The following is a 22,111-nucleotide window of genomic DNA, read 5'->3' on the forward strand; positions in this document are numbered from 1 at the left end:
CGAGTTCTCCCGGATCAGGCGTGGGCGAAGGTGCCGAAGAGGTCGGGGTCGACCGTGGAGGTCCACACCCGGACGTCGTCGACGAGACCGCCGAGGTAGTTGGATCGGGCGCCCGCGGTCGTGCCGGTGCAGCCGACCGTGAGCGGGCCTGCGGCGTGCCACGGCGCGGCGCTCACCGCGACCTCACCCTGCAGATCGCCGTCCACGTAGAAGCGCAGCTTCTTGGCCGGCAGATCGAAGACGGCCGCCAGGTGGGTCCAGGTGCCGGCCACCGGCGCTGCCTGCGACCGCACCTCGACCAGGGCCGCCGCCGAGGTGTCGGCGCTCGGCATGACGACCCGCCAGCGGCCGGCGTCGGCGAAGTACTCCATCCGGAAGCCCTGCCGGATCGCGCCGGACTGGGACACCACGGTCCGGGTGCCGGTCAGCTCGTCGACCGCGACCCAGGCCGCCACCGAGAACGAGCCGTCGGTGCGCACGGCCGCGCCGGTCGTCTCGGCACACGAGCCCACCGCCAGGGCCAGGCCCAGAGCGCCGTTGCGGCTGGCGGCCCGGTCCTGCTCCCAGGTGTAGGCGCCGGCCACCGTCAGGTTCCGGGCGTTGCCGGAGGTGTCGTCCAGGTTGGTCGGCGAGTCCGAACGCGGACCCTCCAGCGGCCACTGGCCCTCCAGCTTGACCGGGTTGTTGGCCTGCTTGACGGCGGTCGCCGCGGCGTCGGTGAGCGCGCCGCGCCACACCTTCACGTCGGAGATCGCCCCGCGGAAGTAGTCCTGGGTGACCCCGGCGTACTTGCCGCAGCCGATGGTGAGCGGCCCGGCCGCGCTCCACGGCGCGGCGGCCCGGACCACGGTGGTGATCTTCGCGCCGTTCACGAACAGGGTCATCGTCTTGGCCGTGGCGTTGTAGACGCCGACCAGGTGGGTCCACTTGCCGACGGTGGCGGCGAACGCGTCGGTCGTCCCGCCCGCCCACTCGGACGTCGACGTCTCCAGGTCGGACGCCTTCATCGTCAGCGACCAGAACGGCACGCCCTGCCCGTTGGCCCGGGCCTGCAGGTAGAAGCCACTGATCCGGGTGCCGTCGGAGGCGACGATCGTCTGGTTCAACGCGCTGGCGTCGTCGAGCCGGGCCCACGCCGAGACCGAGAACGACTCGTCGCTGCGGATCACCGAACGCGGGCTGGTGGCGCAGCGGTCACCGCTGACGTACCAGGCCGAGTCGGGACGGGCGTACTGGTCGGCGGTCCACTCCATCGGCGGAGCGGGCGGGGTGGTGGGCTCCGGCGTCGGCTCCTCGGTGGGGTCCTCGGTCGGTTCCTCGGTCTCGTCCGGCACCTCCGGAGACCCGGTGGGCTCCGGCTCGTCCGGGTTGCCGGTGTCGGTCGGATCCGGCGTGGGCTCGTCCGTAGACCCCGGCTCCTCCGGCTCCTCGGTCGGCTCCGGCTCCTCCGTGGGCTCGGGCGACGGCGGCGTGGTCGGGACCACCGGCTCGGGGACGGTCAGGTCGTAGCCGTGCTCGGCCCGGTCGGCGCCGGTCCCGCGCAGCGCCCAGGCACCGGCGATGCCGGCCGGCAGCTCGTTGGCGGCCGCCTGGATCTGCGCCTCGCTGAGCAGGCCGCTCCACAGGCCGACCTGGTCGATCGCGCCGATCATCGGCTTGGCGTTCGCCACCGTGGACGTCCCGCTGCAACCGATCAGCGTCCGGTAGCCGGCGTGCCAGGTCGTCACGGTGATCGCGGTCTCGGCGACCATCTTGCCGTTGACGTACAGCCGCAGCAGCTTGCCGACCGGGTCGACGGTGGCCGCGATGTGCTCCCAGGTGTTCACCGCCGGTGCCGCCGCGCTGAGCACCGAGTTCCAGGCCGGTGCGGCGACGTCGGCCGAGGAGACGCCGAGGTTCCACCGGTCCTTGGCCTTGTCGTAGTACAGCGCCAGCGACTGCATGCTGGTGCCGGCCAGGGTCAGCACCCCGCGGTCGGCGGCCTTGTCGGTCAGCTTCACCCAGGCCGAGACGGTGTACGGGGCATCGCTGCGCAGCACCGGCGGAGTCCCGGCGCAACCGCTGCCGTTCAGGTACAGGGCCGCGCCGCCCTTACCGAGGCGGTCGGTGCCGTACGTCGTACCGGAGCCGGCCAGCGCGAGGTCCTTCTCGTTCGCGAAGGGGTCCTCATTGCCGTCGGCGTCGCTGGTGCCGGAGTCGTCCCGCAGGTCGTAGGTCATCCGGTAGACGCCCATCGGCACGACCGGCGTGACCCGCCCGGTGAAGACGTTGTAGATCGCCCGCGCCGAGTAGTTGGCCGCGTTGTCCCGGGCCCACACGTAGACCTGGGTGCGCCCGGTGTCCGGGGTGAAGGTCAGACTCGCCTTGCCGGAAGCCGCGGTGAGCAGCGTCTGCTTCGCGTCCACGCCGATGCCGTACTCGAAGCGCAGCACGCCCGAACCCGCGTCGGTGGAGGCGAAGCTCAGCGTCACCGGCTGCCCCAGCACCGGGGTGCCGGAGGTCCGGGTGATCACCGGCGAGGTCGGCGGGGTGTGGTCCTGCCGGAAGTAGCAGGTGGCACTCCACCCGGTCTTGTCGGTCCCGTCGGTGCCGTAGACCTTCCAGTTGTAGTTGCCGTCGGCCAGCGCGCCGGTGGTCCAGCCCGCCTCGGCGTTGGACGCCACCGCGCCGGAGGTGTGGTCGGCCGGGCTGGTCGGGCCGTTCACGTCGAAGACGATCTTCACCGAGTTGTCGGCGTCGGCGGCCTTGCCGTACAGCGCCGGGGTGCTGTCGTTGATCCACGGTCCGGGCGAGGTCTTGTTGCAGTTGCCGCCGGGCGACGAGCGGACCGCCACCGGCGAGGTCGGCTTCGACTGATATTCCACGGCCAGCTTGACCTTGCCGCGCTCGGCCTTGGCCCAGTGCCCGCCGCTCTCGGTCTTCATCCGCAGGCCGAAGGTGATCGTGCTGGCGTTGCCGTCCGCGGCCACCTGCACCCGGGTCTTCACCCCGGCCGCGTTGAATTTGGCCCAGGACGGCTTCTGCCCGCTGCACCCGCTGTTCGCCTTGACCGTCTTGGTCTGCAGGGCGGCGCCGTGCAGCCACTTGCCCTTCATCCCGTCCCAGGTGGGCGTGTTGCCGTCGATCGCGTTGGTCTGCCACAGCTGCAGCGACTCACCCGCGCACCAGGCGGTGTGGGTCAGGTAGACCTCGACGCTCGGCGTCTTGATGATCCGCTTGCCGCGCAGCGAGGTGACGTCGAACTGGGTGTGCGCGCGCCAGATGTCGCCGTAGCTGTCGAAGTTCGACCCGATCCGGATCACCTCGCGCGGCCAGGCGTTCCCCGACGTCCACTTGGTGTCCGGCCGGGAATCGTTGACCGGGATCCACTTCTGGTAGTACTTCGAGTAGGTCGGGTCGATGTAGATCGGGAACCGCACCGCGCCGTCCAGCAGGGCAGCGTCCGGTTGCACGGTCAGCCGCTTGCCGCTGACCTCGACGTCGACCTCGGCCTGGCGGGCGAGCCCGCCCGGCGCCTCGACGGTGGAGGGGTCGGCCACCGCCGTCTCGGAGGCAAGCCTGCGCAGCGTGCCGGCCGGGTCGGGCTGGGTGCGGGTGGAATCCCAGGCTGCGGCCTTCGGCGCGCCGGCGATGACGCCGCGTGGGCCCTTGAGGACGACCTCACCGTCGGTCTCGGTCACCGCCGCGGAACCACCGATGCCGTACGCCGTTGAGCGCACCTTCGGGTTGGCGGCCGCCTCCGGGGTCTTCACGACCAGCACGTGCGAGAAACCGCCGGCGACCGCCCGCACCACCAGGTCGGCACCCGGGTAGACCTCGGGGTAGGTGACCGCGTCACCGTCGACCACGCCGGCCGGCAGCGCGTCCGGCCAGGTCAGCGTGAAGTCGGCGCCGCCCTCGCGGTAGACGGCGAGGGGGCCGGAGCCGCCCGCGGAGAACGAGACGTCGGCCGCGACGCGTGGCCGCAGCCGCCCGTCGGAGCCGGGCTGCAGGGTGAGGTCGAGGGCCACCCAGCGCGAGTCGCGCTCGACCCGCTGCGGCTCGACATAGGACTCGAGCGAGAAGTTGCCGTTCGGCAGCGCGAGCACCTTGGTGGTTTCGTCCGCCTCGGCGAGCACCTCGACCGGCTTGCCGCAGAGCTCCGCGAGCTGCTGCGCGGCGGCCTCGGTCTCGCGCGCGGGCTCGGCCTCGGCGGTGCAGGCCGCCTCGGCGGAGCTGCTGATTCCTACCGCTGTTATAGAGGTTGCGAGGACCGCTAACGCGGATCCCAGCGCAATCCGGACAGGCGTCATCGACACGTACATGCTCCCCCGTGAACCATGACCGAGTCAGGGTCCAGCATGGGATTCGAGCACAAGGCATCGACGCCCAACCGACCCCGTTTCGGCAAGCGTGAGCCACGAAGCTAGAGCTTTAAGTAGACCTTAGTCAATAGTTAAGGCTGTCTAATTAGACTTTCATCTCTTCCCGAGCGGCACCACGAGAACCGCCTCGGTGCCGCCCCCGGCCCGGTTGCGCAGCTCGATGCTGCCGCGCAGCTCACCGGTGGCCAGCGCACGGACGATCTGCAGGCCCAGGTTGCCGCTCGACTCGGCACGGAAGCCGTCCGGCAGACCCTGCCCGTTGTCGGCCACCGTGACGTGCAGCTGCTTGCGGAACCGGTGTGCGGAGATGACCACCTCGCCGACCTCGGCCCGCTCGGCGTCCAGCGGCACGTCCTGCTCGGAGGCCGGGAAGCCGTGCTCGACCGCGTTGATCAGCAGCTCGTTGACCACGATGACCAGCGAGGTCGCGATCTCGGCCGGCAGTACGCCGAAGGTGCCCTCGCGGCGCATCTTCACGGTGAAGTCGGTGGCCGCCACCTCGGTCGCCGCGGTGGCCACACGGTCGACGATGCCGTCGAACTCGACCGCCTCGTCGCTCGACATCGAGAGCGTCTCGTGGACCAGTGCGATCGAGGCGACCCGGCGCACCGACTCCTGGAGCGCCACCTTGCCCTCCGGCGAGTCGACCCGGCGGGCCTGCAGGCGCAGCAGTGCGGCCACGGTCTGCAGGTTGTTCTTCACCCGGTGGTGGATCTCCCGGATGGTGGCGTCCTTGGTCATCAGGGCGCGGTCCCGGCGACGCACCTCGGTGACGTCGCGGACCAGCACCAGCGCGCCGATCGGCACCCCGGCCGGCAGCAGCGGCAGCGCCCGGGTGAGCACGGTGGCGCCGCGCGCCTCCACCTCCTGCCGGGGCGGGAACTCGCCGCGCAGCGACGCCAGGATCCGCTCGGCCGCGTCGTTGCCCTCCAGCGGGTCGGCGGCCAGTCGGCTGGTCAGCCCGGAGAGCTCCTCGCCGACCAGGTGCGCGTTGAAGCCGAGGCGACGGAACGCGGACTGGGCGTTGGGACTCGCGTAGGTGACCTTGCCGCTCGCGTCGAGCCGGATCAGGCCGTCGCCGACCCGCGGCGCCGAGGTGGTCTCGCCCGGGTGCCGCGGCGGCGGGAACGTCCCGTCGGCCACCATCTGGGCCAGGTCGTCGGCCGTGGTCAGGTAGTTGAGCTCGAGCTGGCTGGGGGTGCGGGCGGTGGACAGGTTGGTGTCCCGGCCGATCACCGCGATGACCTCGCTCCAGCCCTCCTCGCGGTCGGTCTCGCCGCGCAGCCGCACCGGGATGGCCTCGTGCCGGGCGGGAGTATCGCCGTACCAGACCGGGTCGCCCTCCCGCCAGATGCGCTCCTGGGTGAAGGCGATGTCCAGGTGGGCCACCTCCGGCCCGCCGACGATCTTGCCGACCTGGTCGTCCTGGTAGGCCGTCGGCGCCGTCGTCGGACGCACCTGGGCCACGCAGAGGAAGTCGCGCGGCCGGCCCGGATCGCTCCGGACCGGCACCCACAACAGCAGGTCGGCGAAGGACAGGTCACTCAGGAGCTGCCAGTCCCCGGCGAGCCGGTGCAGGTGGTCGATGTCGGCGGGACCGAGGCGGGTGTGCTCCTCGGCCAGATCACGGAGCGTGGACACGCCCCAAGCGTGCCACGTCCATGTTTCTAGAGAGTTGTGGTGACCTTCTTCAGACCCCGCGGCGCGTCGGGATCCTCCCCGCGGGCCAGCGCCAGGGCGAGCGCCAGCTTCTGCAACGGCAGGATGTCGAGCAGCGCGCTGTACCGCTCGTCGGCGACCGCCGGCACGGCCAGTCGGCCGGACGCGCCCTCGACGTCGCTGGCCCCGATGGTGACCACGTCGGCCCGGCGCTCGGCCAGCCGGTTGACCACGTCCCGCATCGACCGGCCGCCCGGCCCGTCGCCGACCACGGCCAGCACCGGCACGTCCGGGTCGGTCATCGCGAGCGGGCCGTGCAGCAGATCGGCCCCGGAGAACGCGAGGGCCGGCAGGTAGGACGTCTCCATCAGCTTCAGGGCGGCCTCCCGAGCGGTGGGGTACGCATAACCCCGCGCGGTGGTGACCATCCGGGAGGCGAACCGGTAGCGCTGGGCCAGGGCGTCGGCGGCCGGGTCGGCCAGCGCGTCCTCGGCCAGCTGGGGCAGCTTGTCCAGAGCCGCGCGCTCGTCCTCCGGCAACCGCCCGTCGCCGGCCCGGACCCCCTCGATGAGCAGCAGCAGCGCCAGCAGCTCAGCAGTGTAGGTCTTGGTCGCGGCGACCGCCCGCTCGTGCCCGGCGGCCACGTCGATGGAGAGCTCGGCGGCCTGGGCGAGCGGTGACTCCGGGTTGTTGGTGACGGCGAGGGTGAGCCCGCCGTTCGCCCGGGCCGCGCTGAGCACGCCGGTGAGGTCGGGCGAGCCGCCGCTCTGGCTGACCCCGACGACGAGCGTGCCGCGGAAGTCGGGCCGCGCGCCGTAGAGGGTGATCGCGCTCGGTGAGGCGCTGGCCACCGGCAGCCCGAGCCGGATCTCGGTGAGGTACGCCCCGTAGAGCGCGGCGTGGTCGGAGGTACCGCGGGCCACGAACATCACGTTCCGTGGCTTTCGGCGGGCCACCTCGGCGGCCACCTCGGCGATCGCGGTCGCGTGCTCGCCATCGAGCAGACGAGCGAATCCGCCCGGTTGTTCCGCGATGTCCGCCGCCATGCCCTGGCCCCGCTGCGTCACGTGTTCCTCCCCTGATGAGCACTTCGCCGCGCAGTCGCTGCGCAGTGTTGCTTACATCCTCAACGTTTCGAGCATGAATGCGCAAGAACTGGGACTGACATTCAGGCCCCTCTTCCCCTACTGTTCTCGTTCGTGGATGCACAACGCGCTCTTGAGCAGGCAAGATCCGCTTTGGCACAGGACGAGCCACAGCAGGCTGCCGACCACCTCGCCGGTGCGCTCAACTACGCGCCCACCCTCCCCGAGGCACACGAGCTGCTCGGTCGCCTCGCCGCGCTGCCCGGCGGCGGCCTCGCGCTGTTCCCGCTGGCCCCGCACGTCTCGGCCGGCGGACTCGCCGCCCGCGCCCACCTGCTCGCCGCCGCCGGCCACCCGGACGAAGCGCTGCCCCTGCTCGCCGCGGCCAGCGGGCGCGCCCCCGGTTCCGACTGGGCCGGCGTGCCCTGGGTCGATGACCCGGCCCTCGGCGTGCGCATCGACCCCGGCCTGCTCGTCCAACTTCTCATGCGGCTGTGCACCGCCGTGGGCGATCCGGCCCCCACCCGCACCCGCACCACGCTGCGGCCCTACCTGACCGTCACGAAGCACGCCGTGCGCGCCAACCCCGATCACGCCATGCTGCTCGGAGCCGGATCGGCCCTGGCCCGCCGGATCGGCGAGACCGCGCTGGCCGTGGAGTGGGCCGCCCGCGGCGCCCGGGCCCGACCGTCCAAGCTCGCCGAGATCTGGCTCGGCTACGCCTACCGCAGCGCCGGCAAGGTGCCCGAGGCCCTGGCCGCCCTGCGCCGGGCCGTCACGCACGACCCCGACGACCTCTCGGTGTACGCGGACATCGCCGGCACCCTCGCCGACAACGGCCGTCTCGAAGACGCGCTGAACTGGGTCGACCGCGCCCTCGAACGCGATCCCGACTACGACTGCGCCGTGCACACCGCGCACCGGCTGCGGCACCGCGCCGACGGCGACCTCGCCCACCTGGTGCGGCTCGCCGACTTCATCCGCGACCACCCCGACGAGTCGCACGAGCACACCGACCTCGCCGACTGCTGCCACGCGGTGCCCTGGCTCAGCGGCACGCCGGCCGCGGCCCCGCTGCCCCGCGGCCTCGCCCGCGCCGCCGACGAGCCGTCCGCCGACGCCGTGCACCGGCTCCGCCAGGTCGCCTCGCTGTCCTGGGCGCACCCCCCGGCGGCCTACGACACGGCGATCCCGCTGATCATGGTCCAGCCCTATGACCTGCTGGCCGTGCTCGCCCACCCGCCGGCCGACGTGGCCGCGGCCGAGATCTGGGCCTGCCTGGGTCTGCTGCACCACGGCGCCGAGGAGCCCTGGCTCGACTCAGCCCGCCGAAAACTGCTGCTCGATCTGATCGACGGCGGGCTCGACCGGGTCACCGAGGCCGCGCTGTTCGCGCTGATCGTCTCGGCCTGGATCGACCCCGAGGCCCGCGCCGACGTGGCCGCGGTCGTCGCCGGCCGGCTCACCGAAGTGGCCGGCCGTCCCGGAGCGCGCTCGGTGGCCGAACTGGCCCTGGCCACCCCCGACCTCGACCCGGCCGCGCGGGCGACAGCGGCCGGCATGGCCCGCACCACCTCGGTGCCCCGGCAGCGCGGTCGCGGCCGGAACCGCCTGCTGCTGCGCTGGCGGCGGCCCTAACCGATCACCGCGATCAGGTCGCCCTCCTGCACCACGTCGCCCTCGTGCACCACCAGCTCGCTGACCGTGCCCTCGGACTCGGCGAGCACCGGGATCTCCATCTTCATCGACTCGAGAATCACGAGGGTGTCGCCCTCGGCGACGGTGTCCCCGGCGGACGCCACGACCTTCCACACGTTGGCCACCATCTCGGCCCGGATCTCGTCCGCCATCGGAACCCTCCTCGTCGAACGTTCGTTCAGGCCATCAAATCACGGATCCCAGTCCGGCCGAGTCCGGCTCCGCCCGGCGCGCCGACTACGATCGGGCCGGGAAACATGCAACGAACAGGAGTTCACCATGGCTAAGAAGTCGCGCAAGAAGAAGGCCCGTAAGAAGAGCGCCGCCAACCACGGCAAGCGCCCCAACAGCTGACACACGAAAGGCCCGGCGAAACTGCCGGGCCTTCGTCGTCTGTCTGTTACGGGAGGTACTCCCGGGTTTCTACCTGCACTTCCAGCTGGTCGAGTTTGATGCGCAAGCGCTCGCGCAGCTCTCGTGGGGCCGTCTCGTCGCCGCAGCAACGGGCCACCAGGGCCTTCACCTCGTGCTCGATGCCGTACTCCCGCAGGCACCGGGTGCAGTCGTCCAGGTGTTTCTGGATCAGCGTCCGCCGGTCCTCACTGCACTCCAGGTCGAGGTAGAGATAAACCTCGTTGAGGACGAAGCCGCAATCAGGCTCGAGTTCCTCGCCGTTCACGCCGCTCATCTCGCCTCACGCCTCCTGCGGTTCCGATGCTGTCCGGGTGATGCCCCGGTCGGCGGCGTATTGCTCGAGGAGCTTACGCAAATTGCGGCGGCCGCGGTGCAGCCGGGACATGACCGTACCGATCGGGGTCCCCATGATGTCGGCGATCTCCTTGTACGAGAAGCCCTCGACATCGGCGAGATAGACCGCGAGTCGGAAGTCCTCCGGCAACTGCTGGAGGGCGTCCTTGATGTCGCTGTCCGGCAGACGGTCCAGCGCCTCGGTCTCGGCCGAGCGCAGACCCACCGACGTGTGCGACTCCGACGAGGCCAGCTGCCAGTCCGTGATTTCCTCGGTCGGAGCCTGGACAGGCTGGCGCTGCTTACGCCGGTAGGAGTTGATGTAGGTGTTGGTCAGGATGCGGTACAGCCACGCCTTGAGGTTCGTGCCCTCCTCGAACTGGTGAAACGCGGAGAACGCCTTCAAGAACGTCTCCTGCACCAGGTCCTCCGCGTCGGCCGGATTGCGCGTCATCCGCAGGCCGGCTGCATATAGCTGGTCCACGAACGGCAACGCGTCCCGCTCGAAGCGCGCGCGGCGCTCCTCCGTACGCTCTGTCTGGGCCACCCTCGACTCTCCCCTCGACTGCGCCGAGGATACGGGTAGTGCCCCAGTAGTCGCTGTGAAAACCGCCGGTGTGCTGACACTCACCAATGGCGTGGATTCGGTCGCGGGCCATTCCGGGGCGGACAACAGCTTCTGCACCCGGTCGACCTCGCGGTCCCTGTACCTGACTTCGGCTCGCACCTGCTCAAACCCCTCTCGCCGGACAAGCTCGCGGGTACTACAACCGTCTGCCTACCGAGCGCATTCCTCAGTTGGCCCAGCCGTTCTTGCGCAGCCAGGCGACGGCGAGGGTGGCCGTTTCCGCTACTCCCTTGCGGAGGTCGTGGGTCGCGCCGGGGCGGATCTCCACCTCGACCATCGCGGTTGCGGTGGGGACGCCGAAGGGGTCGCGGTCGCCGTTGAGGACCAGGGTGGGCACGTCAGCGGGCAGCTCGGCGGCTCGGCTCTTGTCCGGCCTACCCGGCGGATGCAGCGGAAACGCCAGGGCGAGAACCCCCGCGGCACCCAGGGTGGTGGCGGTGCGGCAGGCGACTCGCGCTCCGCTGGACCGCCCCCCGAAGATCAACGGCAGATTGTGTACGCCGTAGTGCTCGATCACCGCGGTCCAGGCCTCGTCGAGCTGGCCGATGGGCGCTGGTGCCCGGCGCCCGGCGACGCGGTAGGGCTGGGTGACGAGCACCACGCGTACGCCCGCCGCCGCGGCCGCCTCGCGCACCGCGACCAGATCGGGTGCGTCGACGCCACCGCCGGCGCCGTGGCCGAGAAAGAGCATGCTGACGGGCGGACCGACCGGTTCGATGATGCGAATCCCGGCAGGCCCGCGCGGCGTCTCGATTTCGGTGCTGGTCACCGCCCTATGAAAGCAGCAGTGCCGACCGGAGGATCAGCGACTCAACGGTATGAGCGTGAGCAGACGGCGATCCTCTTCGTCCGCGTCGTCCTCGACGGCGGTGCCGTCCGGACGAACGCGTTCTCGCCAGGCGACGAGCATCGCGCGGCGCTCGCGCGGCGTGGTGCCGCCCCAGACCCCGTGACAGTCGCCGACCTGAAGAGCCCAGGCCAGACAGGGCCCCTGCACCGTGCACGTCCCGCAGAGTGCGATCGCACTCTCGGACGGCTCGTTAGGAGCCGGAAAAAAGGTTTCTGGATCGACGCTCCGGCAGGCGCCGCGTGTGCGCCAAGCCTCATCGGTGCGGCGTTCCTCGATCGCCTCGAGCAGTCGTGGATCGCGTCGAGCGATAGCCACTTCGTGCGGACGCGGCATACGAGCCCGTGTCATCAGCCCACCTCCCCCGTGGGACCGGTACAGCATGTGGTGGCCTGTCCGCACCGTGCGAACCGGCACCACTCCGGCGCTGGTTTCTATCGCACGGTAGAAGATCAGAACAAGGGGCTTATCTATCTCGAAACAAAGTTCGCCTTTGGAAATGCGTACATATCTCGACAAAGCCCGCTGTTGATCATGAAGAGTTCAGAAGAGCGTTGCCTCCGCGTACGGCTGCACCAGGTGTGGTCCGTTGTTGCGGACATTGCCCACCTCGGGACCCACCGAACGGACATCGATCGCGCTCAGTTCATGATCGGTCATCGGCTGTAACAATCCGTCGGCGTCGCCGCCCCCGGCGAGCCAGTCGGCCCAGCGATCGGGCGGCAGGATCAACGGCATGCGGTCGTGCACCCGGGCCAGGCCGCCGCGCGCGGCGGTGGTCAGCACACTGCAGGTGAGCAGTTTCTCGGGACCCCAGGGCGCCCAGATGCCCGCGAACGCGAGTGCCGAGCCGTCGGCCGGGGTCATGTAGAACGCCTGGCGCTCCTTGCCGCTGCGGATCCACTCGAACCACCCGTCGGCCGGGACCAGGCAGCGGCGGCGGGCGAACGACGGAGCGAAGGCCGGGGAGGTGGCCACCGTCTCGGAGCGAGCATTGATCATTTTCGCGCCGCCACGCAGGTCGGTGGCCCACGGCGGCACCAGCCCCCAGCGCGCGGTGTCGAGCACCCGCTTGCCGTCGTGACTCGCCGAGATGCGCACCAGCGGGACCGGATCGGTGGGCGCGACGTTCCAGCTCGGCCCCAGGCCCTCGGTGACGTCGGTGGCGTCGAAGAGGTCGCTGAGGTCGGCCTCGCTCCGCGTCGTCGCGTACCGCCCGCACATGAGTCGGTACGGTACGCCTTCCGACACGATCCCGGGGGGCGGGAATACGCCGTGGAAGTGTCGTACCCCGCAGGCAGAATGGCCACCGTGACTGCTGAACCTCGCCCCTGGCTCGCACCGACCGCGTCGGCCCCGGTCAGCACGACCGTGCGGCTCCCCGGCTCCAAGTCGATGACCGCCCGTGCGCTGATCCTGTCCGCCCTCGCCGACGGCCCGTCGGTGATCGAGCGGCCGCTGCGCGCTCGTGACACCGAGCTGATGGCGGCCGGTCTGCGCGCGCTCGGCGTCGCGATCGACACCACCGACAGTGAGCGGTGGCCGGTCGAGCCCGGCCCGCTGCGCGGTCCCGCCCGGGTCGACGTCGGCCTGGCCGGCACGATCATGCGGTTCCTGCCCCCGGCCGCCGCGCTGGCCGAGGGCGTGGTCGAGTTCGACGGCGACCCGCACGCGCGCAATCGGCCGCTGCGCCCGATCATCGAGGCGCTGCGCTCGCTCGGCGTGTCGATCGACGCGTCCGCAAGCGGGGGTCTGCCGCTCACCGTGCACGGCGCCGGCCTGGTCGAGGGCGGCGAAGCGGTGATCGACGCGTCGGCGTCCAGCCAGTTCGTCTCCGGGCTGCTGCTGTCCGCGCCACGCTTCACCAAGGGCCTGGTGCTGCGGCACGAGGGCCCGCCCGTGCCCTCCGCGCCGCACCTGCGGATGACCACCCACATGCTGCGCGCGGCCGGGGCCGCGGTCGACGAGTCGGTGCCCGACGTGTGGACCGTCGAGCCGGGCGCGCTGACCGGGCGCACCTGGGTGATCGAGCCCGACCTCTCCGGCGCCGCACCCTTCTTCGCGGCGGCCATGGTCACCGGCGGAGCTGTGACCCTGGCCGGCTGGCCGGCCGAGAGCTGGCAGCCGGTCGGCCGTCTCGCCGAGTTGCTCACCGCGCTCGGCGCTTCGGTGACCCAGGGCCCCGAGGGCCTGACCGTGCGCGGCACCGGCACGCTGCGCGGCATCACCGCCGATCTGTCCGAGGTCAGCGAGCTGACCCCGGTGATCTCGGCGCTCGCCGCGCTCGCCGGCGGCCCCAGTGAGCTGCGCGGGGTGGCGCACATCCGCGGCCACGAGACCGACCGCATCGCCGCGCTGGCCGCCGAGTTGAGCAAGGCCGGCGCCGAGATCACCGAGTTCCCCGACGGCCTGCGCATCGAGCCGGCCCCGCTGCGAGCGACCTCGTTCGAGACCTACGCCGACCACCGAATGGCGCACGCCGCGGCGGTTATCGGACTCGCCGTGCCGGGCATCAACCTGACCGACGTAGCGTGTACGTCGAAGACGTTGCCCGAGTTCCCCGAACTCTGGGCGGGACTCGTGGCGAGGAGCTAGACCTGCCAGGACACAAGCGGGAGTACGACGAGGACGACGTCCGGATCCGGCCGGGCCGTTCGTCGCGCCCGCGCACTCGCACCCGGCCGAAGCACGACGACGCGGTCGACGCGCTGGTCATCACCGTCGACCGCGGCCGATACGGCTGCTTCCGGGAGGACGGCTCTCTCGACGACCCCATCATCACCGCGATGCGGGCGCGCGAGCTGGGCCGCAAGTCGGTGGTGGTCGGCGACCGGGTGGCGCTCGTCGGCGACGTCTCCGGCGCGCCCGGCGCGCTGGCCCGCATCGTCCGGATCAGCGAGCGCACGTCGGTGCTGCGCCGCACCGCGGACGACGACGACACCACCCCCGAGGGCCGCCTGGAGCGGGTGGTGGTCGCCAACGCCGACCAGCTGGTGATCGTCAGCGCCCTGGCCGACCCGCCGCCACGCACCGGCTTCATCGACCGCTGCCTGGTGGCGGCCTACGACGCCGACATCGAGCCGCTCCTGTGCCTGACCAAGGCCGACCTGGCCGGCCCGGCCGCGGTCCTGGACTACTACGCCGAGCTCGACCTGCCGCACGTGCTGATCCATCCCGACAGCGACCTGGCCGAGCTGCGCCGGCGGCTGGCCGGGCAGATCTCGGTGATGGTCGGCCATTCCGGCGTCGGGAAGTCCACGCTGGTCAACCGCCTGGTCCCGGACGCTCTGCGCGCCGTGGGCGTGGTGTCCGCGGTGGGCAAGGGCCGGCACACGTCCACCAGCGCGGTCGCCCTGCGGCTGCCACCGGTGGGCCGCTCCCGCAAGGACCCCGGCTGGATCATCGACACTCCCGGGATCCGCAGCTTCGGCCTGGCCCACGTGAGCGCCGAGAGCCTCCTGCACGGCTTCCCCGACCTGGTCGAGGGCACCCTGGAAGATCAGCCCAACTGCGGCCACACCACGGCCGACGTGGAGTGCCACCTGGACGCCTGGGTGGCCGACGGCAAGGCCGACCCCCGCCGCCTGGCCTCATACCGCCGGTTGCTGGCCTCTCGGGCCGGCGACCTGGACTTCCGAGACCACCCCGAGACCGAGCTTCCGTCCTGACCGTCCCGCGCCCGAGGCCATAGCTTCCGGCCCCACCGGCGCGGCCCCACCGGCCCGACCCCACCGGCCCGACCCCACCGGCCCGACCGGCCCGGCCCCACCGGCCCGAGCCGGCGCGACCGGCGCGGCCTGACCGGGGCGGCCCAGCGATGGCGGGCCCGGCGGCCACCGCGACCCGCGCCGCAGCGGCATGCCGATGGCTGGGACGCGGCGCGGGCGCTGGGGACGGCCGGGCCACGGATCGGCTAGCGTGCCAGCCATGGCCGGATATGCCGACGACCTCTCGCTCGCTCACCTGCTCGCGGACACCGCCGACTCGATCTCGATGGGGCGGTTCCGGGCGCTCGATCTGCGGGTCGAGTCGAAGCCCGACCTCACCCCGGTCTCCGACGCCGACACGGCCGTCGAGCAGGCCATCCGGGCGACGCTGGCCCGGGCGCGGCCGCGCGACGCGGTGGTCGGCGAGGAGTTCGGGCGCACCGAGGCGGCGGCCGGGCCGGGCACCCGGCGATGGGTGATCGACCCGATCGACGGCACCAAGAACTACGTGCGCGGGGTGCCGATCTGGGGCACGCTCATCGCGCTCCTCGAGGGTGACACCCCGGTGGCCGGGCTCGTCTCGGCGCCGGCTCTGGGGCGGCGCTGGTGGGCGGCGCGCGGCCACGGGGCGTACGCCGGGAAGCACCAGCACGCCGCCACCCGGATCAACGTCTCCCGCGTCGGCCGGCTGGCCGACGCCAGCTTCTGCTACGCCAGCCTGAACGGCTGGGCCGACACCGGCCGCCTCGAACCCGTCGTCGATCTCGCGCTCAACGCGTGGCGGAGCCGGGCCTACGGCGACTTCTACGGCTACATGCTGCTCGCCGAGGGCGCCCTCGACATCATGATCGAGCCGGAGCTCTCCCTCTGGGACGTGGCCGCGCTCATCCCGATCGTCACCGAGGCCGGCGGCACCATCACCGACCTGACCGGCCGCCCGCCCGGCGACAAGACCGCGGCGATCGCCACCAACGGCCCACTCCACGAAACCATCCTCACGGCGCTTGCGGCTCCCCGGCGCTGAGCCCCGAAGATCACGCAGCAGGCCCTGATCCCGGACAAATGCCGTCAAAAGCGTTGACGAGGTTAGGGGTTAGCGGCTCGGGGGTGTGGGCAACTCGTCTATCGTGCGTCACGTGGTGACCTCCGGCTGGTTCTTCCTCGCCGCCATGATCTTGGCGTACGGGGTCGCCAACCTGCTGCAATCCGCGGCCGCGGCGCGCACCACCGTGCACCACACCTTCGACCCGGGGCTGCTCGTGCGGCTGGCCGGGCAGCGCACCTACCTGCTCGGCATCGGGTGTCAGGCATTCGGGTTCATCCTGGCCTTCCTGGCCCGGCGAGACCTGCCGCTGTTCCTGGTGCAGGCGAGCGTCGCCGCCGGGCTCGGGGTCACCGCTCTGCTCGGCGTACTCGTCCTGAAGTGGAGCCTGCCCACCGCCGAGATCTTCCTGCTCACCCTGCTGCTGGCCGGCATCACCGCCCTGGTCATGGCGGCGGAGCCGGCGCATTCGCGCCGTCTCGGAACGATCGTCGTGGTCCTGCTCGCCGCGTCGGTCCTGGTGATCGGGATAGCCGGCGTCTTTGCCGTACGTTTGCACGGCGCCCTCGGTTCCGTCGTCCTCGGTTCGCTGGCCGGCATCGACTTCTCGGCAGCGGCGATCGCAGCCCGGCCACTGGCCAACGAACACTCGGCGGCAGGCTTCTTCACGAACCCGCTGCTCTACCTCCTGGTGATCCACTCCCTGGTCGGACAATTACTGCTCGGCCTGGCGATGCAGCGGGGCTCGACCACCGCGGCGGTGGCCGCCATGGACGCGGCCGGCGCGGTCCCGGCCGCCATCGTCGGCCTGCTCCTGCTGGGCGACCGCATCCACGAGGGCCGGGGCTGGCTGGCCGCCGTCGGCTTCGTGATAACGCTGGCCGCGGTGATAGGCCTGACCCGCTACGCCGAGCCCCAGCACCACCACGCCACGGCCCCGACCCGCCGCCCTGACCCGACAACGCCCTTGCGCACCGCCGCCACCGGCCGCTGACGCGCCCCACCGGCCCGCCGCGCCGCCGCGCAGCGCCGCCCCGCCGCGCCCTAACGCCCCGCCGCGCCCACCCGGGGCCGGTCGCGCCCCACCGGGCCCGCCGCGCCCCACCCGGCCCGCCGCGCCCAGCCGTGGCCGGTCGCGCCCAGCGGTGGCCGGTCGCGCCCAGCCGTCACCCTCGGCCCGCCGACAATGAGCGGATGCCTGGTCAGTTAGGGTGCCGGCCGGCTTCGCCGCCCGATCCATCCCCGCCATGCCCTCCCGCCGATCTTGATGATTTGACGTCCGCTGCGCGCAGCAACTCGACACTCTCGCGAGAGTTCCAGCAGCAGCGGGCGGATATAGGCGGCATGTCGGTTCCTGGGCGGCCGGAGTCTGCGTTGTGGGGGCCGGAAGCGGCGCCTTGCGCGATAGGCGCGTCGCGGGCTGTTGTTGCAGGTGGTCGCGCTGCTCGGTGGGGCGGGGTGGGCTTGGCGGGGCGGGGATCGCCGTACCGGAGAAGGGTTTGATCTTTGGGATTGATCCTCCTGGGGCGTGCGGGCGTAATCGTGCATGAGAGCAGGGGGGCTGGGTACATCTCGACCATGCCCATCAGGCGCTTATGTCCCGATTGACGGGAAGAGTGCGGGGAAAGACGGGGTGGGTCCTCGACGCGTGGAAATGCGAAGTGGGGACGTCTTATGCACAATGGAGCGATCATGTCGAGCGACGTCCGGCACCGGGTGGACAGCGCCGGGCCGTTTCCGCTGGTTCGGCTGGCCGGGGTGCTCGATGCCGGGAGCGCGCCCAGCGTGCGGTCCGCGCTGCTGGACGTGCTGGCCGGGCAGCCTGAGGCGATCGTCGTCGACGTCGGTGAGCTCGAGGTGCTCGACCGGGATGCCGTTGAGGTGTTGCGGGATCTGCATCGGGACACCGCGGACTGGCCGGCCGCCCGGCTCGTGCTCTGCAACCCGGGCGACCCGGTCGTCTGGCAGGCCGCCGAATGGCCGCTGCTGGCCGACCGGGAGAAGGCGTTCGCGCAGCTCGGGCCGCCTTCGGTCGATCATCGGGTGAGTATCGGCATGGAGCCTCTGGTCGGGGCGGCGCGGCGGTCGCGGGAGCTGATCAATGATGCCTGCACGCGGTGGGGTCTCGAGGAGGTCGCCGGGTCGGCCTGCATCGTGGTGACCGAGATGGTCAACAACGTGGTGCAGCACGCGCACACCTCGATGGTCGTGCTGCTGGCGCCGCATGACACGAGCGGGCTCAGCGTGGCTGTCCGGGACCGGTCGGGGACGATTCCGTCGTATACCGGAGCGCCCGCACCCACCTCCTACGGCGGCCGGGGCATGCTGCTGATCGATTCGGTGGCCAGCCGGTGGGGCAGCCTTCCGCTGTCCGACGGCAAGGTTGTGTGGGCGCTGCTCTCGGGGAGCATGACCGACCCGTTACGCGGGTAGATTGCGACCATGCGAGACAACGACTACCCGTCCGAGGTGTCCGACCCGGAAGCGTCCGGTCTTCCGGGGACGGCGGACGACGATTCCAACGCCTACGACTCCGTCGACAGCACCCGGTGGGCCGACGGCGCCGATCCGGCCGCGCTGCCCGGTGTCGGGCCCGGCGGGTCCAATCGGTTCGGCGACACGGCCGAGGAGGCGCGCGAGGGCGAGTCCCTCGACTACCGGCTCAGGCAGGAGACGCCGGACGTCGGCGCCGAAGATCCGCTGCCGGCCGCCCGCGACCCGTTCGACGAGACCGTCGACAGCTCCGAGCAGCGTGACTTCGACGCCGACGTGTGGGGTGCGAGCCCGACGTCGGACCCGAAGTCGCAGATCTCCCTCTACGACGACGGCCAGCTCGACGACGACAACCCGGAGTCGGTGGGCCGCCTGGTGGCGCCGGACGAGGGTTACGGCTTCGACGACGAGGCCGACAGCGTGGCGTACGACGCGGGTGCGGCCGGCGGCGGCGCGAGCGCCGAGGAGCTGGCCATGCACGAGACCAACGCCCCCGACTACGACTGAGAGCTCAGTCGATTCCCTGCTCGATCGCATAGCGGGTCAGCTCGACCCGGTTGTGCAGCTGAAGCTTGCCGAGCGTGTTCTGGACGTGGTTCTGCACGGTGCGGTGGCTGAGCACGAGACGCTCGGCGATCTGCCGGTAGGACAGGCCTTTCGCGACCAGCCGCAGCACCTCGGTCTCACGCTCGGTGAGCTTCGGCGCGGTTTCTTCCGGCTTTTCCTGGGAGAGCCGGCGGAACTCCCCGAGCACGAGGCCGGCCAGGCCGGGCGTGAAGACCGTGTCGCCGGCCGCCGTCCGCTCCACCGCGTCCACGAAATCCGACAGCGCCGCCGATTTCAGTAAGTATCCGTTCGCGCCGGCCTTCATCGCGTCGAGCACGTCCTGCTGCTCGCCGCTGGCCGACAGCATCAGGATGCGCACGGCCGGAAGCTCGGTCCGCAGCCCGTTGATCACCTCGACGCCCGAGACATCGGGCAGTTGCAGGTCGAGGATCACCACGTCGGGGCGGGCCGCGGCGGCGATCCGCACCGCCTGCCGCCCCTCGCCGGTGGTCGCGACCACCTCGTAGCCGGCCGCGGCGAGATCGCGGCTCACTCCCTCGCGCCACATCGGGTGGTCATCCACCACCATCACCCGGACCATCAGGTCAGCCTAGTCACCGTTATCTCCACCTCGGTGCCCTGGCCGGGGGCTGAAACGATGGTGACCGTGCCGCCCAGGTCGGTGATGCGGCCGCGGATCGACTGGGCCACGCCGAGCCGGCCCTGCGCCTCGGCCTGCACCAGGCGGTCGGGTTCGATGCCGCAGCCGTCGTCGCGCACGGTCACCACCACCTCGTCCGGCGTGTCCTCCACCAGGATGTAGACCTTGGTGCCGGGGTCGCAGTGCCGTTCCACGTTGTCCAGGGCCGCGGCCACGGCCGCGGCGATCTCCCGGGCCGTCCCGGCGGGCAGCCGGACCGGTTCGGCCGGGCCGGAGATGGTCACGTCGGGTGACTCGCGCGCACCCAGGAGGGTCATCAGGTCGGCGCCGTCCACGATCGGCACCGACCGGGCGGCGACCAGGCTGCGCAGTTTCGCCTCCTGCTGCCCGGCCAGCCGGGCCAGCTCGCCGGCCTCCCCGTCGAGCCCGGCCCCGCGCCGTTTCACCAGCGCCAGCACCTGCAGCACGGAGTCGTGGATGTCCCGGGCGAGCCGCTCCCGCTCCCGGGTGGCCGCCTCCAGCTCGATGGCGCGTTGCAGCCGTTCCTGGGCGACCTCGGCGATCCGCACGAGATAGCCGACCGCGATGGCTGCCAGCAGCATCAGCACCGAGCCGGTGAGCGCGGCCTGGTCCCAGTGGGCGCGCACGGTCAGGTCGGTGACCCCCATGGCCAGCGCGGCGGCGATCCCGCCACGGCGGCCGCCGGCCACCGCCCAGGCCAGCACCGGCGCCACGTGCCAGGCGACGGCGAGGGTGGGCTTGCCCTCCTCGAGCGCGATCCGGCCGACGACCCCCACGCTGGCGGCCAGGGCCGCCGCGGTGATCAGGAGGTCGGCGACCAGGAGGAGCGGGCGGCGGCGGGCCGGGTTGGCATAGGCGTAGGTCGTGAAAGCCGTCCAGCCGAGCATGACCGCCAGCACCGGCCAGGCGAGGACCGGTCGCGCGTAGTGGGCGACGTTGTTGATCACGAGGATCGTCGCGTACGTCAGTGCCGCGATCCGGTACACCGCGATGGCCCGCCACAGCGGTGCCTGAAAGCCGCTGTCCCGCATGCGCCGACCTTTCCACATCACACCGACCGGGCGAGCCCCGCCCTGCGGAAAGATCGGACGTCGCCTACGGTCGAGACATCAGCACCGAGGTTCTGCTCACCGAGATGTTCGACCGCAGCTCGATCACCGCGCTGCGGCACGCCGTCGCGTCCCGCGCCGCCGACGCCGGCCTGGGTGGCGACCGGCTCGACGACTTCGTGGTGGCCGTCAATGAGCTGTTGACCAACGCGGTCCGGCACGGCGGCGGTCTGGGCCGGGTCGCGCTGTGGTGCGCCGACGACGCGGTGGTGTGCGAGGTCAGCGACACGGGGCTGGGCCTGACCGACCCGGTGCCGGAAAAGCCGGTGCGACCTGCGACGACTCAACCGGGTGGCTGGGGTCTCTGGCTGGCCGAGGAGTTGACCGATACCTTTCAGTTGATCACGGGCGCCGGTGGGACGACGGTTCGGGTTTCCAGTCGGGTTTCCTTAAGGGAGTCTTAAAACTGCTGCCCCGATCTTGCGGGATCGGGCTCGTGTCAACAAAGTCGTGCCTGCTGTTACCTGAAGGGGAGTTCATGGTGCACGAGGCACGTCATCGGTCCAGTACGCCGGCGTGGATGTCCCGGCCGAGGACCGTGGCGGTTCTGGCGGTGGCTGCCGCGGGTCTGATGGCGGCCGTCTGGCTGCCCTCGCAGAACGACGTGGCCTCGGCCGACACGCACCACCGCAACCCCGCGCGCTACGGCCGGAGCTCGTTCTCCGACGACTTCACCAGCGGCGGCCTGGACATGTCGAAGTGGGCGCTGCTCAAGAACAACGGCACCCCGGTCGGCGACGGCGCCTCGATCTCCGACGGCGAGGCCCAGGTCACCCGGGTCCTGCGGTCGAAGCAGACGTTCACCGACGCGTTCGGGCACGCCGAGGCGCGGATCAAGGTGCAGCGCAGGAACGGCGTGTGGCGGGCGTTCTCGCTGCTGGACGCGGACGGCCGGGTGCCACAGGGCACGATCGAGACGATCGAGGGCGGCATCGACCCGACGTCCGGGCGCAACTTCCACACGTACGCCCTGGACTGGTCGCCGGAAGAAGTGGTCTGGACCGTCGACGGCAAGCCGAGCCTCCGGCTGGTGCGGCAGGACGACGGCGGGCCGTTGACGCTGGTGCTCAACCTGGCCAGCGACGGAGATTCGGCCGGGCGCATGGAGATCGACTTCGTGCAGGTCTTCACGTCGCCGAGCGGGCCGCCCACGGCTTCGCCGTCGGGGGAACCGACGACCGAGCCGACGACCGAGCCGACGAGCCCGCCGACCGAGCCGACCGCCGAGCCGACGACCCCGCCGAGCACTGAGCCGACGCCGACGCCGCCGACCGAGCCGACCACACCGCCGGCCACCACGACGCCGCCTCCGCCGGCCGAGACCACCCCGGCCGCCGCCGAGTGGGCCACGTTCACCAAGTACTCGGTCGGCGACCTGGTCCTCTTCGAGGGCGTGACCTACCGAGTGCTCGAGGCGCACACCTCGCTGCCCGGCTGGGAGCCCACGAAGCTGCCCAATCTCTTCGAAAAGGTGTAACTAGGGGCCGATTCCGCCGAAGCGGCT

The 22,111-nt window shown here is 71.6% G+C and carries 21 protein-coding genes; 10 read left to right on the top strand and 11 right to left on the bottom strand.

The annotated features are described in order from the left end of the window. Positions 1 to 14: 14 nt before the first annotated feature. The 3 genes from Ato02nite_RS21700 to Ato02nite_RS21710 form a co-directional block, all read right to left on the bottom strand. Complete coding sequence (locus Ato02nite_RS21700) at positions 15 to 4,292, bottom strand: LamG domain-containing protein (protein ID WP_246607302.1); 4,278 nt, start codon at positions 4,290 to 4,292, stop codon at positions 15 to 17. 165 nt (positions 4,293 to 4,457) lie between these two features. Beyond that, positions 4,458 to 6,005 (bottom strand): sensor histidine kinase, encoded by a 1,548-nt coding sequence (locus Ato02nite_RS21705; protein ID WP_213008429.1) that lies wholly within the window; start codon positions 6,003 to 6,005, stop codon positions 4,458 to 4,460. Between the two features lie 26 nt (positions 6,006 to 6,031). Continuing rightward, on the bottom strand, positions 6,032 to 7,069 hold the full coding sequence (locus Ato02nite_RS21710; RefSeq protein WP_213008496.1) for an SIS domain-containing protein: 1,038 nt from the start codon (positions 7,067 to 7,069) through the stop codon (positions 6,032 to 6,034). A gap of 153 nt (positions 7,070 to 7,222) precedes the next feature. Here Ato02nite_RS21710 and Ato02nite_RS21715 point away from each other — a divergent pair, with 153 nt between their 5' ends. Then, entirely contained in the window at positions 7,223 to 8,746 is a 1,524-nt protein-coding gene (locus tag Ato02nite_RS21715) for a tetratricopeptide repeat protein (RefSeq protein ID WP_246607293.1), read from the top strand. On the opposite strand, the gene Ato02nite_RS21720 is transcribed toward Ato02nite_RS21715, so the two are convergent. Beyond that, positions 8,743 to 8,958 carry a biotin/lipoyl-binding carrier protein gene (locus Ato02nite_RS21720; protein WP_213008431.1) on the bottom strand — a complete coding sequence of 72 codons (216 nt, stop codon included), beginning with the start codon at positions 8,956 to 8,958 and terminating at the stop codon, positions 8,743 to 8,745. The two genes, Ato02nite_RS21715 and Ato02nite_RS21720, sit on opposite strands and share 4 nt — an antisense overlap. A 127-nt stretch (positions 8,959 to 9,085) precedes the next feature. Here Ato02nite_RS21720 and Ato02nite_RS53305 point away from each other — a divergent pair, with 127 nt between their 5' ends. Continuing rightward, a complete protein-coding gene (locus Ato02nite_RS53305; RefSeq protein ID WP_369814844.1) occupies positions 9,086 to 9,160 on the top strand; it encodes a 50S ribosomal protein bL37 in 75 nt (24 codons plus the stop codon). A gap of 46 nt (positions 9,161 to 9,206) precedes the next feature. On the opposite strand, the gene rsrA is transcribed toward Ato02nite_RS53305, so the two are convergent. The 5 genes from rsrA to Ato02nite_RS21745 form a co-directional block, all read right to left on the bottom strand. Beyond that, the gene (rsrA, locus tag Ato02nite_RS21725; RefSeq protein ID WP_203812518.1) at positions 9,207 to 9,494 is read right to left on the bottom strand and encodes a mycothiol system anti-sigma-R factor; all 288 of its coding nucleotides are present in this window, start codon (positions 9,492 to 9,494) and stop codon (positions 9,207 to 9,209) included. A gap of 6 nt (positions 9,495 to 9,500) precedes the next feature. Then, positions 9,501 to 10,280, bottom strand: coding sequence for a sigma-70 family RNA polymerase sigma factor (locus Ato02nite_RS21730; protein WP_213008432.1), 780 nt, complete (start codon positions 10,278 to 10,280; stop codon positions 9,501 to 9,503). Between the two features lie 67 nt (positions 10,281 to 10,347). After that, a complete protein-coding gene (locus tag Ato02nite_RS21735) occupies positions 10,348 to 10,950 on the bottom strand; it encodes an alpha/beta hydrolase family protein (protein WP_213008433.1) in 603 nt (200 codons plus the stop codon). A gap of 33 nt (positions 10,951 to 10,983) precedes the next feature. Further along, positions 10,984 to 11,379, bottom strand: coding sequence for a WhiB family transcriptional regulator (locus Ato02nite_RS21740; protein WP_213008434.1), 396 nt, complete (start codon positions 11,377 to 11,379; stop codon positions 10,984 to 10,986). Positions 11,380 to 11,571: 192 nt separating this feature from the next. Continuing rightward, positions 11,572 to 12,252, bottom strand: a complete 681-nt coding sequence (locus Ato02nite_RS21745; protein ID WP_213008435.1) for an SOS response-associated peptidase — start codon at positions 12,250 to 12,252, stop codon at positions 11,572 to 11,574. Positions 12,253 to 12,330: 78 nt separating this feature from the next. Between Ato02nite_RS21745 and aroA the strand changes: the two genes are divergently transcribed. From aroA to Ato02nite_RS21775, 6 genes are all read left to right on the top strand, one after another. Then, complete coding sequence (gene aroA / locus Ato02nite_RS21750) at positions 12,331 to 13,623, top strand: 3-phosphoshikimate 1-carboxyvinyltransferase (protein WP_213008436.1); 1,293 nt, start codon at positions 12,331 to 12,333, stop codon at positions 13,621 to 13,623. 2 nt (positions 13,624 to 13,625) lie between these two features. Continuing rightward, positions 13,626 to 14,696 carry a ribosome small subunit-dependent GTPase A gene (rsgA, locus tag Ato02nite_RS21755; protein ID WP_213008497.1) on the top strand — a complete coding sequence of 357 codons (1,071 nt, stop codon included), beginning with the start codon at positions 13,626 to 13,628 and terminating at the stop codon, positions 14,694 to 14,696. A gap of 259 nt (positions 14,697 to 14,955) precedes the next feature. Then, entirely contained in the window at positions 14,956 to 15,759 is an 804-nt protein-coding gene (hisN, locus tag Ato02nite_RS21760) for a histidinol-phosphatase (protein WP_213008437.1), read from the top strand. A 145-nt stretch (positions 15,760 to 15,904) separates the two neighbouring features. Continuing rightward, positions 15,905 to 16,771 (top strand): hypothetical protein, encoded by an 867-nt coding sequence (locus tag Ato02nite_RS21765; RefSeq protein ID WP_213008498.1) that lies wholly within the window; start codon positions 15,905 to 15,907, stop codon positions 16,769 to 16,771. A gap of 698 nt (positions 16,772 to 17,469) precedes the next feature. Continuing rightward, positions 17,470 to 18,210 (top strand): ATP-binding protein, encoded by a 741-nt coding sequence (locus Ato02nite_RS21770; RefSeq protein ID WP_246607295.1) that lies wholly within the window; start codon positions 17,470 to 17,472, stop codon positions 18,208 to 18,210. Positions 18,211 to 18,219: 9 nt separating this feature from the next. Then, positions 18,220 to 18,777 carry a DUF5709 domain-containing protein gene (locus Ato02nite_RS21775; protein WP_213008439.1) on the top strand — a complete coding sequence of 186 codons (558 nt, stop codon included), beginning with the start codon at positions 18,220 to 18,222 and terminating at the stop codon, positions 18,775 to 18,777. Positions 18,778 to 18,781: 4 nt separating this feature from the next. Here the strand turns inward: Ato02nite_RS21775 and Ato02nite_RS21780 are convergent, their stop codons facing one another. Both Ato02nite_RS21780 and macS read right to left on the bottom strand, forming a co-directional pair. Further along, entirely contained in the window at positions 18,782 to 19,417 is a 636-nt protein-coding gene (locus tag Ato02nite_RS21780; protein WP_213008440.1) for a response regulator, read from the bottom strand. Continuing rightward, a complete protein-coding gene (gene macS, locus Ato02nite_RS21785) occupies positions 19,417 to 20,529 on the bottom strand; it encodes a MacS family sensor histidine kinase (RefSeq protein ID WP_213008441.1) in 1,113 nt (370 codons plus the stop codon). The genes Ato02nite_RS21780 and macS overlap by 1 nt, the downstream gene beginning before the upstream one ends. Before the next feature lie 104 nt (positions 20,530 to 20,633). Here macS and Ato02nite_RS21790 point away from each other — a divergent pair, with 104 nt between their 5' ends. Together Ato02nite_RS21790 and Ato02nite_RS21795 are read left to right on the top strand one after the other, a co-directional pair. Beyond that, complete coding sequence (locus Ato02nite_RS21790) at positions 20,634 to 21,011, top strand: ATP-binding protein (protein WP_213008442.1); 378 nt, start codon at positions 20,634 to 20,636, stop codon at positions 21,009 to 21,011. Between the two features lie 149 nt (positions 21,012 to 21,160). Next, positions 21,161 to 22,084 (top strand): carbohydrate-binding protein, encoded by a 924-nt coding sequence (locus tag Ato02nite_RS21795; protein WP_213008443.1) that lies wholly within the window; start codon positions 21,161 to 21,163, stop codon positions 22,082 to 22,084. Positions 22,085 to 22,111: the final 27 nt, after the last annotated feature.

Source organism: Paractinoplanes toevensis (assembly GCF_018332695.1).
Taxonomy (GTDB): domain Bacteria; phylum Actinomycetota; class Actinomycetes; order Mycobacteriales; family Micromonosporaceae; genus Actinoplanes; species Actinoplanes toevensis.

Coding starts and splice junctions, on each gene's coding strand:
- Ato02nite_RS21700 (WP_246607302.1), bottom strand. CDS start 4,292: ATGACGCCTGTCCGGATTGCGCTGGGATCCGCGTTAGCGGTCCTCGCA.
- Ato02nite_RS21710 (WP_213008496.1), bottom strand. CDS start 7,069: ATGGCGGCGGACATCGCGGAACAACCGGGCGGATTCGCTCGTCTGCTC.
- Ato02nite_RS21720 (WP_213008431.1), bottom strand. CDS start 8,958: ATGGCGGACGAGATCCGGGCCGAGATGGTGGCCAACGTGTGGAAGGTC.
- rsrA (WP_203812518.1), bottom strand. CDS start 9,494: ATGAGCGGCGTGAACGGCGAGGAACTCGAGCCTGATTGCGGCTTCGTC.
- Ato02nite_RS21740 (WP_213008434.1), bottom strand. CDS start 11,379: ATGACACGGGCTCGTATGCCGCGTCCGCACGAAGTGGCTATCGCTCGA.
- Ato02nite_RS21745 (WP_213008435.1), bottom strand. CDS start 12,252: ATGTGCGGGCGGTACGCGACGACGCGGAGCGAGGCCGACCTCAGCGAC.
- aroA (WP_213008436.1), top strand. CDS start 12,331: ATGGCCACCGTGACTGCTGAACCTCGCCCCTGGCTCGCACCGACCGCG.
- hisN (WP_213008437.1), top strand. CDS start 14,956: ATGGCCGGATATGCCGACGACCTCTCGCTCGCTCACCTGCTCGCGGAC.
- Ato02nite_RS21765 (WP_213008498.1), top strand. CDS start 15,905: ATGATCTTGGCGTACGGGGTCGCCAACCTGCTGCAATCCGCGGCCGCG.
- Ato02nite_RS21770 (WP_246607295.1), top strand. CDS start 17,470: ATGTCGAGCGACGTCCGGCACCGGGTGGACAGCGCCGGGCCGTTTCCG.
- Ato02nite_RS21775 (WP_213008439.1), top strand. CDS start 18,220: ATGCGAGACAACGACTACCCGTCCGAGGTGTCCGACCCGGAAGCGTCC.
- Ato02nite_RS21780 (WP_213008440.1), bottom strand. CDS start 19,417: ATGGTCCGGGTGATGGTGGTGGATGACCACCCGATGTGGCGCGAGGGA.
- macS (WP_213008441.1), bottom strand. CDS start 20,529: ATGCGGGACAGCGGCTTTCAGGCACCGCTGTGGCGGGCCATCGCGGTG.
- Ato02nite_RS21790 (WP_213008442.1), top strand. CDS start 20,634: ATGTTCGACCGCAGCTCGATCACCGCGCTGCGGCACGCCGTCGCGTCC.